This window comes from Aquimarina sp. RZ0, assembly GCF_008370685.1.
Lineage (GTDB): Bacteria > Bacteroidota > Bacteroidia > Flavobacteriales > Flavobacteriaceae > Aquimarina.
This window is the reverse complement of sequence record NZ_VTZU01000082.1, coordinates 1-16,933: the sequence shown is the minus strand read 5'-3', so window position 1 is coordinate 16,933 and position 16,933 is coordinate 1. Positions and strand designations below refer to the sequence as shown.

The 16,933-nt window shown below is 30.3% G+C and carries 17 protein-coding genes; 8 read left to right on the top strand and 9 right to left on the bottom strand.

What is annotated here, in order from left to right; translation table 11 throughout:
- Window positions 1-555: 555 nt before the first annotated feature.
- Window positions 556-1,344, bottom strand: coding sequence for a hypothetical protein (locus F0000_RS22825; protein ID WP_149627039.1), 789 nt, complete (start codon window positions 1,342-1,344; stop codon window positions 556-558).
- Between the two features lie 430 nt (window positions 1,345-1,774).
- Here F0000_RS22825 and F0000_RS22820 point away from each other — a divergent pair, with 430 nt between their 5' ends.
- Complete coding sequence (locus F0000_RS22820) at window positions 1,775-1,999, top strand: hypothetical protein (RefSeq protein WP_149627038.1); 225 nt, start codon at window positions 1,775-1,777, stop codon at window positions 1,997-1,999.
- 488 nt (window positions 2,000-2,487) lie between these two features.
- Here F0000_RS22820 and F0000_RS22815 read toward each other — a convergent pair whose 3' ends face one another.
- The 8 genes from F0000_RS22815 to F0000_RS22780 form a co-directional block, all read right to left on the bottom strand.
- Window positions 2,488-3,279 carry an IS66 family transposase gene (locus F0000_RS22815; RefSeq protein WP_149627037.1) on the bottom strand — a complete coding sequence of 264 codons (792 nt, stop codon included), beginning with the start codon at window positions 3,277-3,279 and terminating at the stop codon, window positions 2,488-2,490.
- Window positions 3,245-3,607: a transposase gene (locus F0000_RS22810; RefSeq protein ID WP_188112233.1), complete on the bottom strand. Its 363-nt coding sequence runs from the start codon at window positions 3,605-3,607 to the stop codon at window positions 3,245-3,247. The genes F0000_RS22815 and F0000_RS22810 overlap by 35 nt, the downstream gene beginning before the upstream one ends.
- A 202-nt stretch (window positions 3,608-3,809) precedes the next feature.
- A complete protein-coding gene (locus F0000_RS22805) occupies window positions 3,810-4,094 on the bottom strand; it encodes a transposase (RefSeq protein WP_188112232.1) in 285 nt (94 codons plus the stop codon).
- Between the two features lie 115 nt (window positions 4,095-4,209).
- Window positions 4,210-4,572, bottom strand: coding sequence for an IS66 family insertion sequence element accessory protein TnpB (gene tnpB / locus F0000_RS22800; protein ID WP_149627034.1), 363 nt, complete (start codon window positions 4,570-4,572; stop codon window positions 4,210-4,212).
- Window positions 4,572-4,871: a hypothetical protein gene (locus tag F0000_RS22795; RefSeq protein WP_149627033.1), complete on the bottom strand. Its 300-nt coding sequence runs from the start codon at window positions 4,869-4,871 to the stop codon at window positions 4,572-4,574. Before F0000_RS22795 ends, tnpB begins: the two co-directional genes overlap by 1 nt.
- A gap of 208 nt (window positions 4,872-5,079) precedes the next feature.
- The gene (locus F0000_RS22790) at window positions 5,080-7,704 is read right to left on the bottom strand and encodes a TonB-dependent receptor plug domain-containing protein (RefSeq protein WP_188112231.1); all 2,625 of its coding nucleotides are present in this window, start codon (window positions 7,702-7,704) and stop codon (window positions 5,080-5,082) included.
- 215 nt (window positions 7,705-7,919) lie between these two features.
- Window positions 7,920-8,867: a FecR family protein gene (locus F0000_RS22785; protein WP_149627031.1), complete on the bottom strand. Its 948-nt coding sequence runs from the start codon at window positions 8,865-8,867 to the stop codon at window positions 7,920-7,922.
- An 87-nt stretch (window positions 8,868-8,954) separates the two neighbouring features.
- Entirely contained in the window at window positions 8,955-9,467 is a 513-nt protein-coding gene (locus tag F0000_RS22780) for an RNA polymerase sigma factor (RefSeq protein WP_149627030.1), read from the bottom strand.
- A gap of 875 nt (window positions 9,468-10,342) precedes the next feature.
- Here F0000_RS22780 and F0000_RS27930 point away from each other — a divergent pair.
- From F0000_RS27930 to F0000_RS22750, 7 genes are all read left to right on the top strand, one after another.
- The gene (locus F0000_RS27930) at window positions 10,343-10,489 is read left to right on the top strand and encodes a hypothetical protein (protein ID WP_188112230.1); all 147 of its coding nucleotides are present in this window, start codon (window positions 10,343-10,345) and stop codon (window positions 10,487-10,489) included.
- Between the two features lie 53 nt (window positions 10,490-10,542).
- Complete coding sequence (gene murF, locus F0000_RS22775) at window positions 10,543-11,928, top strand: UDP-N-acetylmuramoyl-tripeptide--D-alanyl-D-alanine ligase (RefSeq protein ID WP_149627029.1); 1,386 nt, start codon at window positions 10,543-10,545, stop codon at window positions 11,926-11,928.
- Window positions 11,929-12,061: 133 nt separating this feature from the next.
- Window positions 12,062-12,649: a hypothetical protein gene (locus tag F0000_RS22770; RefSeq protein ID WP_149627028.1), complete on the top strand. Its 588-nt coding sequence runs from the start codon at window positions 12,062-12,064 to the stop codon at window positions 12,647-12,649.
- 116 nt (window positions 12,650-12,765) lie between these two features.
- Complete coding sequence (locus tag F0000_RS22765; RefSeq protein ID WP_149627027.1) at window positions 12,766-13,182, top strand: PH domain-containing protein; 417 nt, start codon at window positions 12,766-12,768, stop codon at window positions 13,180-13,182.
- Window positions 13,183-13,229: 47 nt separating this feature from the next.
- Entirely contained in the window at window positions 13,230-13,985 is a 756-nt protein-coding gene (locus tag F0000_RS22760; RefSeq protein ID WP_149627026.1) for a hypothetical protein, read from the top strand.
- Between the two features lie 271 nt (window positions 13,986-14,256).
- A complete protein-coding gene (locus F0000_RS22755; RefSeq protein WP_149627025.1) occupies window positions 14,257-15,612 on the top strand; it encodes a DnaJ domain-containing protein in 1,356 nt (451 codons plus the stop codon).
- Between the two features lie 502 nt (window positions 15,613-16,114).
- Window positions 16,115-16,762, top strand: a complete 648-nt coding sequence (locus F0000_RS22750) for a hypothetical protein (RefSeq protein ID WP_149627024.1) — start codon at window positions 16,115-16,117, stop codon at window positions 16,760-16,762.
- Window positions 16,763-16,933: the final 171 nt, after the last annotated feature.

Below are 16,933 nucleotides of genomic sequence, written 5' to 3'. Positions count from 1 at the left end.
CCTTGATGCAATTTTTCTTCATTTTATTCTGGAAAACCACTACCATTAGCGCTTTTTTTATATTATTTAGTTTCAAACTCCATAATGGGTTATTAACCGTTTAATAATTAATACTGCTAGTAATTACTTTCAGATCCTATTAATAAAGAGATTTTATCAAGATTAATACAAACTATTAATAAGTATTTATTTTTTTTATAACCTTTTCTATAAAATAGCTTCAAATATTCAGCCTTTCAAAAGCATCTTTCTTAAAGTCTTTATATAGGTTAAGAAAACCTGTATACTATTAAGACAATTCTAGAAGAATGAAACCCTAATAATAATATCAGAAAAATAATTTTATACGTAAGCCTATGGTAAACTACATATTGTATAGCTGATATTTAGGTTTTAGCTTTGTTGTATGCAAAGAGAAGACACTAAACGAAAAAGAGATGTATAAAACTCTCAGGAATTGGAAATAGAGTACACTCAGCTTGAAAGACTTTGGATAAACTCAAGGTATTACATATGGAGTTATTTTAAGATAGGGAAAATATATCAAAATTATTTTTATCGTCTTATATTATTTTTCTTTTTAATCTTAAAATGCTCTCGTAAAATATTGGCTATTTCTGCATTGGTAGTTTTTGTTTTTTCTAAATTTATAGAAGTTTTATCAGTAAGATGTGGATTGATTTCTACACTATAGGTTTTTGCTAATAGATTTGTTAACCTATCAAGCTTTGGATGTATTTTTTCTAGTTTAGCAGCTGCCGCATTTTTTGAATTTGATATATTACTGGTATCACTAATAAACTTTCCCCAAGAGCCAAGATATGCTAGAACAGTGGCTTTCCCCCATGAACCCTGCATATCAATCCATCCTTGAGCAGGATCTACCACACCGCCGATTATACCAGGACTATCCCCAACCAGTGATCCTATACCTACGGTAGCACTTACCATTGGCAAAGCTGCAACTGCTCCGACCCGGTCTTTAATTACATCCATGATTTCTTTCATCTCGGTAGTTTTACCTATAGATATTCTAAGAGGTCTATCCGGGTCTTCAACAAATCTAGCTTGTTCATCATTGCTATTACTAGTAGCGGTAAAAGTTTGATCAGGGTATCTTTCCAGTGCCTTGATCAAATCTCTTGGGGTACCAATTAGTAGATAACTACGTTTGCCAACTTCAGTATTTGCAATTTGTTTATGTTCTTCTAATCCCAATTTTCTTTTTGGATTAGGGACTATTTTTTTTTTGAATTGAGCATATGATTCATTGTCGGGAGATTTAGATTTTTCATACCCTTCTTTTACTCTGGTTGTAGCTCTTAATTGCGTGTTTTTTCCCATGTTAATTCGTTTAAAATAAAGTGTTTATTTTCTAAATAGAGTGATTCATTCAACTTTCTTTTTGGTCATCATTGTTACTTTTAAAAGAAACACTTATTTTTTTAGTAAATAAAAAACAAGTTATACGATTTGTGATTAAAAAATTCGTATAAATTCATTGAATTATTTTTTCTTTATGCAAGGCGAAAAAATCAAGCATAGCTATAGCTACGGTTTATTTTTTAAACGAAGTAGAAAGGAAAAAGAAACGATGAATATGCGAAATTTTTAGTTATAAATTGTATTAAAAGAGCTGAGTCAGGTAATGATTTTTACCGTGTTACAATGACACTTTTTATGATATCAATTCAATCAAAAAAAAACAAAGTACTGAACTAATAATTATACATTTACAATTTTATCAACCGTCGATATTGGTAAGCCTATTGTCATGTATATGACCACAGGCTTACATATGAACAAGTTTATCAAGATTTCATTCATTTTGTTATTGTTTTTAGCAACTAACCCAATTTCAGCACAATCATTTATTAAAGATTTAATAGCACTTCAAAATTACAATGGTAATGATTATGTACCTCTTAAAGGTTATTTTGAGAATGGCGACCATGGAAGTGGTAATATTGGATTGAATAAGGATATGATTAAACCTTAAGTGAAATATGGAGAACATCATGAATGCTCTTCTAGGTCTAATCTTAAAATCAAAACCTCCGTTTTAGTGTAGGTTTTTTACACTTTTTTACTACCGAAACCGTGGGGATGACCTCTTTCTGCGACCGGAGGATCTATACTCGGTGCAGTATATTCTCCCCATTAGGTTCTAAGTTGTTTTTCGATTCAGTACCTAATAAATTTTTTTTGCTCCATTTAAATATTGAACTTGAGCGGTGCTGCTACTGTTACTTACGGATATTACTCTTGCTCTTCTATGTGGAGCGTTTTTACGAGTTACGATATCATCTTTTTTCATTTATATCTAATTTTATTTTATAAATAATATTTATTGGTAAGGATATTCTAATTCACATTATAATATACTCGTTTTATACTGTAAAGAGTCTTTTTTGGTAGGTTTACCCTCAAAAAAATAGTTTTTAAATAAATCAAAATGAATACTGGAGCTATTTATGTAGAGCTAGTTCAATTATTAGGTAGTAATTCTACTAGTTTATTCGCCTTATGTTCTTGGATTCTATCCAAAACATCTTTCAGCCACGTGTAGGGATCTATATTATTAATCTTACAAGTTGCAAAAAAAGAATACAACATGGCAGCTTTTTGAGCAGCATTATGTGATCCTGCAAATAGATAATTCTTTCTGCCTAGTGCCAAGGGTCTGATGGTATTCTCAATACGATTGTTATCTATTTCATAGCGACCATCACTAGTATATGCTACCAGTTTGGCACATAACTTAAGAGTATAGGAGATTGCTTTACCAATCCCACTTTTAGGAAGTACCTGAAGTGTCTGCTGTTGTAACCAAACCTCTAATGTTGTTAAAATAGGAACTGCATATAGTTTTCGGTAGCGCAGTCTAGTTTCTGGTTTCACATTTCGTTCTCTTGATTTACGCTCTATGGCATACAGCTTTTGGATTTGTTCCAATGCATAACTGGCTCTAGAGGCATCATTATCTAGTGCTTTCTCAAAATAGCGTCTGGCATGTGCCATACAGGCCAATAGTTGTATACTTCCTTTGGTGGTCAGATTTAGATATCCAGAATATCCATCTGTTTGTATAGTTCTGTTATATTCTTGTAACCTTGCTTCTGGAACTTTTTTTGATCGACTAGGATTATATTTAAACAACACCAGGCCTTCTATAGGCGCATGATGTACCCAATGATAGCCCATATGAAGCTTTCCTTTTCTTCGTTTTGACTTGGCAGCACTTTTATGAGTATCCCTGAACACCGATTGGTGATTCATCAATCTGCAAGTAGTTACTTTGTAACAATTGTTTTTGCAAACAATCGTATAAAGGAACTAATAATCTGGTACTGGCATTAAACCATCCACATATGGTAGCTTCACTAAGGATTACCCCTTGACTTTTAAAGATTTGTTGTTGTCTATAGAAAGGAAGGTGATAACCAAACTTATTGACTAGAATTTGAGATAATAACCCAGCACCTGCATTTCCTTTTGGGATAGGTAATGAAGGAAGTGATCCAATTACTATTCTTTGCTCTTCTGGTACTATGTATTTAGGGCGTATGATTTTTCTAACAAAAATACTGGAAGGGTTGTATTCCAATACTTCTGTAATTTCTTCTCCAATCTTCTTTGCTCCAATAGGTAGCTTTTCTGGTTCTATAGTTTCTTCTACTCTTGGAAGATGAGTAGCAAGTGCTGCTCTAATACGATTTGTGATTAAAAAATTCGTATAAATTCATTGAATTATTTTTTCTTTATGCAAGGCAAAAAAATCAAGCATAGCTATAGCTACGGTTTATTTTTTAAACGAAGTAGAAAGGAAAAAGAAACGATGAATATGCGAAATTTTTAGTTATAAATCGTATAACAGGTTGCTGCTTTGGTTTTATCTGTTGTTCTCTTTGGTAGGTGATCTCTATAGCATCACTATCTGAGGTAGCTGTAGTAGTTGAAGTTTTTGTGAATAAATCTAATTGTCCATCTTCTGTAGCTACAAAACGTTCACTTTTACTACCAAAAACAAGACGCTTCAATTCTGATAACTGTTGTTGAAGATACTGATAATCGAATGCTAATTTTTGATACACTTTAGTCAGCGTGTCATAGGCTTCTTGTAGCTCAGAGTCCTTATCAATAGTAGTAATTTGTTGGGACGATTTAACTATATGAAGATATCAAAAAACTCGATATCTCACAATCATATCAACCCTTTTCTACAAGATTCTTGTATGATTTTCTTCTGCTAATATTGGTAATGGAAATTCCATCAATTAATAATACTAATTGTGAGTAGGTTAAAGAAATACTACCCACTTCTGTATCATAATATGGAATCTCAAAAGTACCAGATTCTAACCGCTTGTAGTAGAGTACAAAGCTACTACCACTCCAATGTAATAATTTTACTTTATCACGAGTTTTATTAATGAAAATGTATACCGATCCATTTGTAGGAGATGTAGACAACTGATTTTGTATGACTCCGCATAGCCCATTAAATCCTTTACGCATGTCTGTGGGTTTGCTATACAAATGAAACCTATGCGTAGTAGTGAGTTCAAACATTAGAAAAGGGTAATCAAGTTTTTCAGTTCCTTTTTACAGATATCAGAAGGGCATTGCAGAAATACGTCATTGGGATAATGGATCTCTATAGGAACTATTTTTGCAATCGATACTGGAGGAGCAACTTCCAAAGGAATAAAAGAAGCTTCTTTCTTGGTTACTTTTTTCTTTGTATCTGGAAATTCTGCTTTAAATTTCCTGTGCCAGTATTTCATAACGCCATAAGTAATACCTTGGCTTTCTCCAAAGTCCTTCAAGCTGAGTGTACTCTTCTTCCAATTCCGAAGAATTTCATACATCTTTCGTTTTCGTTTAGTGTCTTCTCTTTGCATACAGCAAAACTAAAACCTAAAATTCGGCTATACAATATGTAGTTTACCATAGGCTTACCGATATTGTTGAATCTCTGACCTAAACGTAAATTATTATAGAATATCTCTGTTTATGTTCCTCCCTGGAGAGTACAAATAGCTATTGTACCATCTGGAATGCACGCTACAAGTTTAATTAAAAACTTAGCCGAAAAACAAAATCAGGCGTAAAAGGTTGTCCTTTATAATCTACTCTGTATGCGTCTAAAGTATAACCATCTTGAACATTAAACGAGAATTCAGGTTCAGTAAAGTCCGGGTCTTGCGCTACTGTACTATATCTACGATCAATTATATTTTTTCTATCCAAAATATTTTGAAAAGAAATCCCAACCGTAGCCTTTAATTTATTATTCCAATTATAAGAATATAGTAATGAAGCATTTAACCTATGATAATCTGGTAAGTATCTTGTTCCAATAGAATCATACAAAAATACATTAGAAGAGGCATCGCTTGGTATACTGTATACGTTTCCACTCCTATAATTCCAGGAAATGCCTAGTTGCAGGTTTTTAAAATCTATCGTATGGGACCAGTTTATGATATGTTTATGGTTTGTTTTGCTTCGAAATCTTTTTCTTTGATCTATAGGAAATTCTAAAATATTTTCGCTCCATGAATACCCTAACCATGTTCTATATTTATTTATCTTTTGTTTAATAAATATATCCACTCCATATGCAGAGCTATTACCTCCAAGGATCAACTCATCATCATTCTCGTCAGGTAAATATAATATGGTTATAACACCTTTGCTTTTTTTATAATAGGATTCTATATCGATGCTTAAATCTTTTCTTTTATAAACAACCCCCGCACCTACCTGATTACTAGTCAATAATGGAATTGCATTTTGATTGACTTTACTTAAACCTGCGATAAGCCAACTATCGCCATTTAATGCATCCAGATCTATTTCTAGTTGAGTGTCTTCTAATTCCTGGCGGATTGCCTGGCTTTTAATTTCTGCTGCTAAATTTACTGATAAAGCCTTAGTTAATTTAGCAAAACCGTATAATCTAGGTTCTAAGAAAGGTTTATTTATGTCTGAGTAATAGTTTGCTCGAATCCCAATTCTATATCCATATGCACGGTTATTATATATATATTCAGAATATAAAGATTGTGTGTTTAGTTTATGTAAACTACCTTCTTCTGATGAAGATTCTAATTGTATTTTATCGTTATTGATTTTGTTATGAGTCTGTTCATATCCTCCCAGAATTTTTGATGTATCATTAATAGTATAGGTCATATTATATACACCACTTATGTCTATTAATTCACTAGTTCTGAAAATTGTCGATGGTTCTATAAAAGTATCAGATTGGGGGTCAGGTATAAGTATTCTAGTATTTTTTTCACTTACCAAATGGTTGCTATATTGAATTTGTAAAAAGGACAAAAGTTTAGTATGTAGTTTGCTATTCCATCCAATGCTGGTTCCTTTATTAAGTTGATCTAAAACTTCAATTGTACTAAAAGATTCTGAAGGAAAATTGGATGTAACTTGCAAAGAGTTATTGAGGTAGATACCACTAATTTTTAAAGAGTTATTTTTAGAAATATTCCATTTAATACTTGGGCTGAAATCGTAATAAGTGATTTTATTTGTTAAAAATAAATTATTATCTAATCGGTTAAAACTATTACTTAGGACATTCGTTTTTAAAATTTCATTTTTTTTATCTGATATAAAATTTTCTAGCGAATGTCTTCCTGCTAATGTAATCTCTATTTTTTTTCTAATTGGCAAATTAATATTAGCATCTGCATGAGTCAGATTTATCCCGGCATTCCCTGATACGTTATTGATGATCTCATCCTTAGTATTAATATCTATAATTCCTCCAATACGTCCTCCATATTTAGAACTCGTTCCATTACGATATATTGTAGCTTTATCTACAAGATTTGGATTAAATGGAGAGATTTTGTCGAAAAAATGTCCCTTCGTATATATCTTTATACCATCCCATAGAATTAGATTTTGATCAAAAGTACTCCCCCTGATATTAATGGTATTAACTCCTTCTGAAGAGCTGTTGATACCCGGCAAAAGCTGTATCGCTTCCATAACATCAGGTTCTATTAGTCCAGGAATCAATTTCATTGTTTGCGGAGATATTTCAATAGAACCATCTCTGTTTTTATCAACGCCAAAAGTGAGATAATCATGGATTAATACTACTTCATCTAATATTTCTGTTTGTTCAGTCATCGAAATCTGAATTGAATGGTTTTTATTAACAGAATCTACTGAAACAATAGTATTCTTAAATCCAGATCTATAAAATTCTAAGGTTCTAAACGTTTTTGTTTGTATCCTAAAAACACCTTTAGAATCGGTAATGACAGAGCTATCCAAATCTGTAACCAAGACACCTGATAATACTTCTCCCGAATATAAGTTTATTACCGTTCCTGTAATTGTAATGGGCTTGTTTACCTTATAAAGAATGTAGTTAGTATCATTTTTTTTAATGTCAAAAGATGTTTGATTTTCCAAAACTTCTAGAAAATATTTCAACTCAATATTTTGTAATGATTTAATTGGTTTTTTAAATATAAGTTGTATTTCATTAATCGATTTGGGATCATAGGAAAAGGTGATTTGTTTATCTTTTTCGAAATGAGTAAGTAATTCGAGAATACTAAACTTATTATTAGGCTCTTCTTTTATTTGCGCATCCAATCTGTTATAAGAAAAACATATAAGAAAACAAATGACAGTATTTATATGATTTATATCAAGCAAATTAGTAGTTTTTATGTAGAACATTTTAAAAAAAAGGACTCGTAAATTGGCAATTTCGCAGTAAACATAAATACATAGAATTCTACACACTCTGCATTTTAGGATGAAAAGACAAACCTAAGGCTTGTCTCAAACTAAAAATAAGCTTCTTCTTTTAAACACAGCGTTGATAATATTTTATGGCGGCGTTATTTCCTTATTGACTGAAAAATAGACTATTCGATGGTTTTTAGATTTTTGAGTTTTACTGTTTTACTACTTTCATTATATTCATATGCTATTCTCATTGGGAGAAAAACATTCTCCAGAGCACTTTCTATATTAACGAGGTCATGGATAAAAGAACCGGAATAAACTTTATTGATAAAGTCTAAATCACTAGTATCAAAAGACACATCAAATTGAGCTTCAAATTCTTTTAATACAAAGCTTAAAGGCACATCTTTAAATTTGCTTGTTCCGGTTATCCACAACGGTGTTTGATTATCGCTTAATTTTTCAAGTTGCGACACTTCCTTATCTTTGGCTCTTATTTTTTCTCCAGAAACTAACGTATCAGTGATATTAGGCATTTTTACTTGTACCTTACCTTCATAACACTTAGTTTCAAAAAAATCACCTCTAGAGATTACATTAAATTCGGTTCCTAAAACATTAACTTCTCCATTATCAGTAATAACAGAAAATTTGCTACCCTTAGATACTTTAAAAAAGGCTTCACCATCCAAAGTTAGTGTTCTATTGAACCAGAATAAAAATTTATTATATGCTAAATTGGATTTGGCATTGATAATAATTTCTGAATTGTCTGGTAATATAATAGTTTCCTGTTGTCCGAAACCAGTACTGTAAGTTGTTTTACAGGATAGAATGGAAACAGTTACTAATAAAGCAATACTCGCTGCAATTGCCAGATATTGTTTTACTGAGAGTTTTACAACTTTTCCTTTTGTATCTCTTTCATGAAGTAATTTATTTTTAAAATCCGAATAAGCTTCATCTTGCCTATATTCAGGCGTATTTAGTTTAGAGAAACCATCAAGTACTTTTTTGTACATAGGATAATCATTTGAGGCTTCAAAATCTTTTAGTTCAGTTTCTGTTAAGTCATTATTTAGCCATCTCGCTAAAGTATTATTGTTGTTTTTATGATTATTTTCCATTTTGTCAAGTTTAGTTAAATCTTCTCCACATATAAAAACAATTAGTGCTGTAGAAAACCCTATGAAAAAGTAAAAAAAAAATTAGAGTTAAATATTTCCTATCTTTTCTCGTACTATTTTTAGAGTGTCATGCATTTTTTTTTCAACTGTTTTAACAGAAATCTCTAAAACGGCCGCAATCTCTTTATATGTCTTCTCATCAATTCTATTCATCAAGAATATCTGCCTATGTTGCGATGGTAATGATGATATGATACGATTTATTTTTTCTAAAAACTGTTTCTCCTCAAGACAATGATCCGGGGATTGAGCGTATAGAATATTGCGATTTAAACCGTCGTGATGTCTTGATATCATTTGTTGACGTTTTATATAGTTTAAATAAGCATTTTTTGCTGAGACAAAAACATAACCCTTAGCTTTATCATATGGAACCTCTTTACATTTATCCCATAACTTTATAAAACTATCTTGCATAATGTCTTTTGATTTTTCCCAATCTCCATATTTATAATACAAATAGTTCATTAATGGTTTGTAATTTGTGTTAAATATTGATTGAAAAATTTCTTCATTACAAACATCTTTTTTATCAGTCATTTAAAGCTGTTTTTTTTATGTTATTATTAAAAATAAAAGTCACCTCAATATTATAACAGCTTAGCAGTAAATATCCCTAACCGATTTATGGATATCTTAAAAAAAATATTTGTTTTTTTAAGATTCCCTATCCTTGTTATTAGAGCTTGTTTAAAAACCTTACTTCTTGAAAAAAAATATTTTAAGAACCGTGAGCTTACTTCAAATTAATGTAAATATCTCGATATACTCATAATTTGAAGTGCACTCAGAACCTCAAACTATTGATTTTCAATTTGTATTCTTTTTAAACATACTCTAAAATAAGGGTGCTGTAATTAAATTTTAACATTTAAAATATTAATTCATTATAGGGTGTTCTTGATACTCAGCTGTTTTTATAATATATCAATTACTACATACTAACTTTTAATTTTTTATTATGAAACCAAAGGATAAAAAAACCTTTACAGTCAGAGAAGATAATTCAACACTTAAACAATCATTAAATAACCTTATGAACTCCAAAGAAGTTCGTTCAAAAATAATTGATCAGTTAGAAAACATGCTGGTTCATGTAAGCTATTAACCATTTAATACTACACTCATCCTATGCATAAATGTTTTTAAAAACTGAATATCGGTTTGATAAACATGAATTTGATTCTATATAGATATTAGCTATTATTCCTATTGATAATTCTGAAATTAGTTAAATTAATTTTAATAATTGAGATTCTAAAAAGCTTTTATTTATTAAGAATAAGAAACTTGTAAATATATTTTTTTGTTAAAATAAAAAAAAACTTCTCTAATTACTTAATGTGAGTAGTCGATAATTACAAATATACTAATACGATTACATAATTAATTTTAAGATAAATAAAAACATACCAATGAAAAAGAACAACTTAAAAAAAAGAGCGAGTAATCAGGAAATTAATAAAAAAGAGAATATGGTCAATTTGGAGGAATTATTTTTTGGCGAAACTTTTCATCAGACCACGGAAATGAAAATGAAAAATAATAAAAACCCCTTATGATAATGTAAACTGATATATTAATTCACATTCCTAATAATTTAATACTCGTTTTTATGATTACAATACCACTTATTGAAGCTTGTATAGCGATGGGAGGGAGATCTAATAAACCTATTCCTTCAATTGCTTATATATTTGATGTTACTCATAATTCTAAAGAAATAAAAGAAGGAAGCCTTTTTGTAGCTCTAAAAGGGAATAAAGCAGATGGTCATGACTACATTAAAGAAGCCGAAATGAGAGGAGCAATGGCAGCGGTAGTTGAATATTTTGTAGAAGGAATTAGAATCCCTCAATTCATCGTACCATCTACTATAGAAGCATTGGGAGACCTTGCAAAAATATGGAGAGGACGATTGGTTATACCTGTTATTGCCATTACAGGTAGTGTTGGGAAAACTACAACAAAAGAACTTATTTATGAAGTATTAAGTAGTACATATGAAACGCATAAAAGCCGTAAAAATTTTAATAACGAATTGGGTGTCCCTATAGAACTAATGCATTTGCATAGCAATCATAAATGTTCAGTAATTGAATTTGGGATGAGAAATGTAAACCAAATCAACTATTTGTCTAAAATAACACGACCCAATATTTCAGTTATTACTAATATTGGCATGTCACATATTGAAAAATTAAAAACAAGGCAAAATATAGCGAATGCTAAATCCGAAATTTTTGACGGAATGGATCTTACAGGAATTTCTATATTGAATCGAGATGATGAATATTTTGATTATTTATCAAAATCTGCCAAAGGAAAAGTAATCACTTTTGGTCAGAATGCTGAATCAGATGTAAGAATACAGAATATCACACTCAACAGTAAAGCAAACCCATCTTTTAGACTCAATAAAGATCTAATACAAATGCATAATGCAGTGGGTAAACATCACGCATATAATGCAGCTATTGCTTACATTATTGGATTAGAAATGAATGTAAAAAAGGAAGAGGCTATATCTAGGATAGAATCCTTCAAATCACCAGAAAGGAGAGGAGTAATATCATTTGCATTTAATGGAGCACGGATCTTGGATAATTCTTATAATGCAGCTCCCGATTCTATCAAAGCGTCATTAGATACGATTGCCCACATGCATAAAATGGGAAATAGAACTATTGTGATTATTGGAGAAATGCTGGAGTTGGGATCACATAGCATAGAAGCACATCAACATATCGGAAATGTGATTGCAAATATAGGTGGAATTGATCTCTTAATTACTGTAGGGATGTATTCTAAATATATTGGTGAAACTTCAAAAGTCGAATATAGAAAGCATTTCAATAATACCAATCAGGTATCTGATTTTTTGATGGATGAAATCAAACCTAAGGATGTTATTTTGCTACAAGGGTCAAATAAAATATCTCTTGATAAAGTAGTTGATCGTTTGGAAAAAGGAAGAATCTCGCAGAGATATATTGCATAGTCAAACGACATGAACTGATATGATCATAAAGGAACATGTGGGGGATATACTCCCAATAGCACGCTACTATCCCCTTAGATTTTTTGATCATTGAGAACACCGAAAAAAAAATGAATTTTAAAATAAGCAACAAATGGAAATTGATATAGTAGAACAACAATACCTTTTAGCACAAACCCATGTCAATGCACCAGATAGTGCGGTTATAGAATGGGATAAGATCTGTGAGGCACTTAACAAGGCTTTGTCTTATAACCCCAATCATCATGCCAGCCTCTGTTTGCTTGGATTCATACACGCAGAATATCTCCGCAATTTTAAAAAAGCTTTTGCCTGCTTTGATCACGTTATTACTTTAGATCCGAACTATGCACTAGTATATGAACTCTATGCAGAATACCTGGTACTATGTAATAGGCTTGAAAAAGCAGAAAAACTAATTCAGTTTGCACTAAATATTAAAGAAATAAATACCTCCAGAATCTATTGGAGTAAGGCTGTTCTTGAAGAGAAGAATATGGATTATGACAAAAGTATTTTCAATATTAAAATGAGTAAAATGCATTGTTCAGATAATGATTGGTATGAATTTTTAGATAGAGAAGAACATCGTTTGGAGGAAAAAATAGCTATGACCTCTGGTGACGATGACAATGATGAAAATCGAGATTCTATAAATGTTAAAAAAGTGAATTTTTCAGTAATTAAAAACATAAAGTAATATAGAATTTGACTTTGGTAAAGCTTCAGTCTGCAAACGCGTAAGCTTTTCGATTAAAAATCATTATCCGAGATGAGTTATGATCAAAATATGATATAAATATTATTGAAAAAAAAATGGAAAAAGAGATTTGGAAAGGACATCCCTCTCATTGGGTGAGTTTTAGTTTTTATTTGTTATGTATTCCACTAATACTAGTTTTTGGTTTAGGTTTACTATTGGCTTTATGGAGGTATTTTTATACGAGATCTAATATTTTTACAATAACTGATCAAAGGATTATAGAAGAAAAAGGGATTTTGTCTAAAATTACTGATGAGATTGAATTGTATCGAGTAAAAGATATACAATTCAAACAACCCTTTTTATTAAGGCTGGTAGGATTGTCAACAATTGTTTTGGACACCACTGATAAATCAAATCCAATTCTTATCATCAAGGGAGTACCTCAAGGAAAAGAACTCAAAGAAAAACTTCGTGCAGTAATAGACAATCGAAGAGATCTAAAAAAAGTAAGAGAGTTGGATATTTAATAAAACATCCTGTAAGCTAAGCTGAAACGATTTATAAACATGTGAAAATGGAGAGATTTATATTATTTATAACAAATTCGAACACAATACCCGATGAAAATAATACGGTCATCAATAAAACTATTTCGAATTACAAATCTTATTTTAAGTCTTCCTATGGAGGCTGGTGGGATGAATCAGAAATTTTTCACCTGGAGCAACCTGAAGAAAGTGTTTTTGAAGAAAACCTTCAAAATTTTAATGAATACTCATATAGTATTATTATTTTTTGTGGCCCTATCCGTTCATCAGATAACGATGTTTACTTACAACTTAATCCTGATTTTGAAATATCTGCAAGTGAGATAAATGCTGAAGCAAAGAAAAGAATCCTGATTATTGATGATTGTATTTCTGGAGTTATCAAAACGTATAACCAAAAGCTTAAAAAACTACATCTTTTTGATGAATCATTGTATGGGTTAACATTAAATACGATAGAATGTAAAAGGTTACTACTTCATAAAAACATAAAAGAATGTCCAAACCATACAATTACATTATGCTCTTTCAATACTCAGGTTTCTGATGAGTTAGGTAGTTATTACGCAGCTTTTTTGTTAAAAACAGTCCGAAATATGATCAAAAAAACATATCAAAGTGTCGATTTTGCTAAAAGTTTTGGGTTTTTACGTTTTCCAGAAGTGCATTATAAAACGATAGAAATGATGAAGGAACATAATATAAAAACCTCTAAAATAAAAATGAATCTATCTGAAGAGGTAAAAGAATATGATGCTTTAGTCTTTGCCATTATCGCATAGTAATAGAAATTAGTAATATGTTTTATAAAAAGTAATTGCTTAGTTTTTATTTATACACAGATTACTTTGCTTTTGGGTTTTTAAAGTAAACAAAGCCCATTTCACTAATTTAAATAGATGAAACCTCCATTATAGCACAGACTAATTTTAAAGGATTTTGTGATAAAAGAGTATTACTAAGAACATCTATGTGAAAATTTTGCTTGAAAATGCTCTTAACTTTTAGTTGTTAAATTGATAAAAGCCAAATGTTTGCTATAAAATTATTTGTATGAAAAATAAAATTGACTATTACAAGCTAATAGGGATTGGGTCTGATTTTGAATCTAATAAAATCTCCAGCGCAATCAGAAAATTATCATTAAAATATCATCCAGATAGACAAAATCAAAAAACAGAAAAACAAAAGGAAATTTCATCAAAAATAATGATAATTATTAATGGTGCAAAAGATGTTTTATTAGATGAAGAAAATAAAAAACAATATGAAAAATTGTTTGAGGAAATTACAGGAAAAAAAGCTGGTTTGGGCTTGTCTTTTGATAATGATAATTTATCAAAAAATAGTGCTGAGTTGGTAAAAGAATACAGAGATGATTTGGAAAAGAACCTTGAAAGTTATGAAGTTTTAGATCTAGAAGAAAAACCAAATATTTATCAGGAAGAATATAGAAATAACCAAAGGGATTGGGATACGTATAATCAAAACTACAATCAAAGAAGAGAAGAAGAATACAGCAGCGGTTATGATAGCGAACCTAGTCGTAGTAGTAAAGGCAGTTATGATAGCCGGTCTGGTAGTAGTGAAGGGTACAGTAGCGGTTATGACAGCAAACAAAGTAATGAAAATCAAGGATTTAACAACAGTTCTGGTAAAAATGATTCTTTCCAAGAGGATTATTATCAGGGTTTGGAGAAATATTTTGAAGCCCAAATAACAAAAGATCCTTCCTTTGAGGAAGAAAAAACAAATTTTGATTTGTTAGTAAAAAAGCTAGGTAAACTTACTGGTTATGAAGATAAGCCCTCATTTATTGAAAATGGGTTAGATAGCAATCTAAATAAAATATCTGATGAAATTAAAAAGAGAAAGGAAAAGTTTAATAAAATAAAGAAAGAAGCTAGTGGTCTAAAAAAAGAGTTAAAAAAAATAATATTCCTTAAAGATGAAATAAAAAAGGGAGGTCAAGAAATAATAAGACAATCTCAAAAAGCAAAAGATAAAAATAGATTAATAAAAGAACTAGAACATCATATTGATATTTTATCAAGAATAATAGTAAAGGATAAAACGCTAACTAAAAACCTTAGGCAAAAAATTAACTCTTTAAAATCTGAAGAATTAAAAATAAATAAGTTGTTAACTAATAAAGAAGCTTATTTAGGAAAAAAAAGAGAAAAAAGGAAAGAAACTATTGCAGAATTAAAAGGTAATATTGGAAAAATAGCAGAAAATGTTAAAAATACTAGTTTGAGAAAAATAGCAGAAGTTTCAGCCAATGTTGCAGATAGAGCTGCTAATCCATCTCTGATGAACAAGATTAACAATTTTGCTACGAGTCAATTAGGACAACAAGATAATCAAAATTCGAAATCAAAGAAAAAAAGAAGTAATACTAGAAGATGATCATGATCATAATTATTAATTGTAAGCTACTTAATTCTTAAGAATCTTTCAGATAGTAAGTTTAGTACCCAATGGAAAATTCTGCTTTTTTAGGCTAAAATAGTTCGAAATATTTTTCGCTAATTCAAGTGATAAAGTTCAAGTATAGTATTAGTTATGGTTTAATTCTCTTATAAAATCTTATTCTATTGATTTTTATAAATAATAATAAATACAGGAAGCATATAAATATATACAGTAACTTATTACCAAACCCTAAAAACAACTGATAATAGGTTTACTACTCATTTTTCTGATCAGGTAATGAAAATTCTGATCCGGATCAGATACATCTTGATGTTTATAGAAATTAAAAAACTTATTTGCTTGCCTATGCCAAAAAATTATAGAGATATCTTGCCTCGGGATATACTATATAATAGTAATACTTAGGAAAGAGACCTATATCTACAGCAATTAGCAAGTAAGTATATAGGGTAAATACTATAAAAAATAAAGTGTCATGATAAAATTAAAATATAAAGAAAAACCAAAAAAAATTACCCGTTATTTTTCTAATATACTGAATGATTATATAGATTTGATAGAATCGGCTGATGGCAAAAAAATATTAAAAAGTCCTGGTATTGACTATATATATGGATTGAATCGTAGGATTTTTATAAAAGCTATGAGAAATATCTCTATCAAAAAAACAAGCAATATTCTATTAGTGGGACTTGGAGATAGCTCAATTATCAGTATTTTGCGTGATACCTTTAATTATAAAGGAACTGTTAATGTATTAGAATTGGATCAAACTTTAATAGATATTGCAGTACAAGATTTTGATCTACAAAAAGATCCTAATATAAATATTATTAGAGGGGATGCTGCAGACCTGTTACCCACCTTATCTCTAAAAAATGAGTTAAGCATAATCAATCTGTTTGTAGAGCCGTTTCTGAATAAAAAATGCTTTACTATAGCATTTTGGGAATGTATAATCAATACCTTATCACCAAAAGGAACTGTACTATTTAATACCAATTCTGTATACTCAAATAATATTAATCATATTATAGGGTATATGAACAGAAAGGGGTTTAGTTCAGTACAGTACCAAATAAAAGGATATCAGGATATTTATATATGGAAAAGTAACTTTTGAACATAGAAACTCATGAATATGTTTATCTGGGAAGTCTGTAGTTTACTAGGAAGTGTAATTATAACCCTGTCTCAGGGTTAAGCCCCAGGAGGGCTCTGGAAGCTAGCTTCCAGAGCCCTCCTGGGGCTTGGTCGCTAAATCGAGTGCTATCCGATCCCCAAATTTAATATA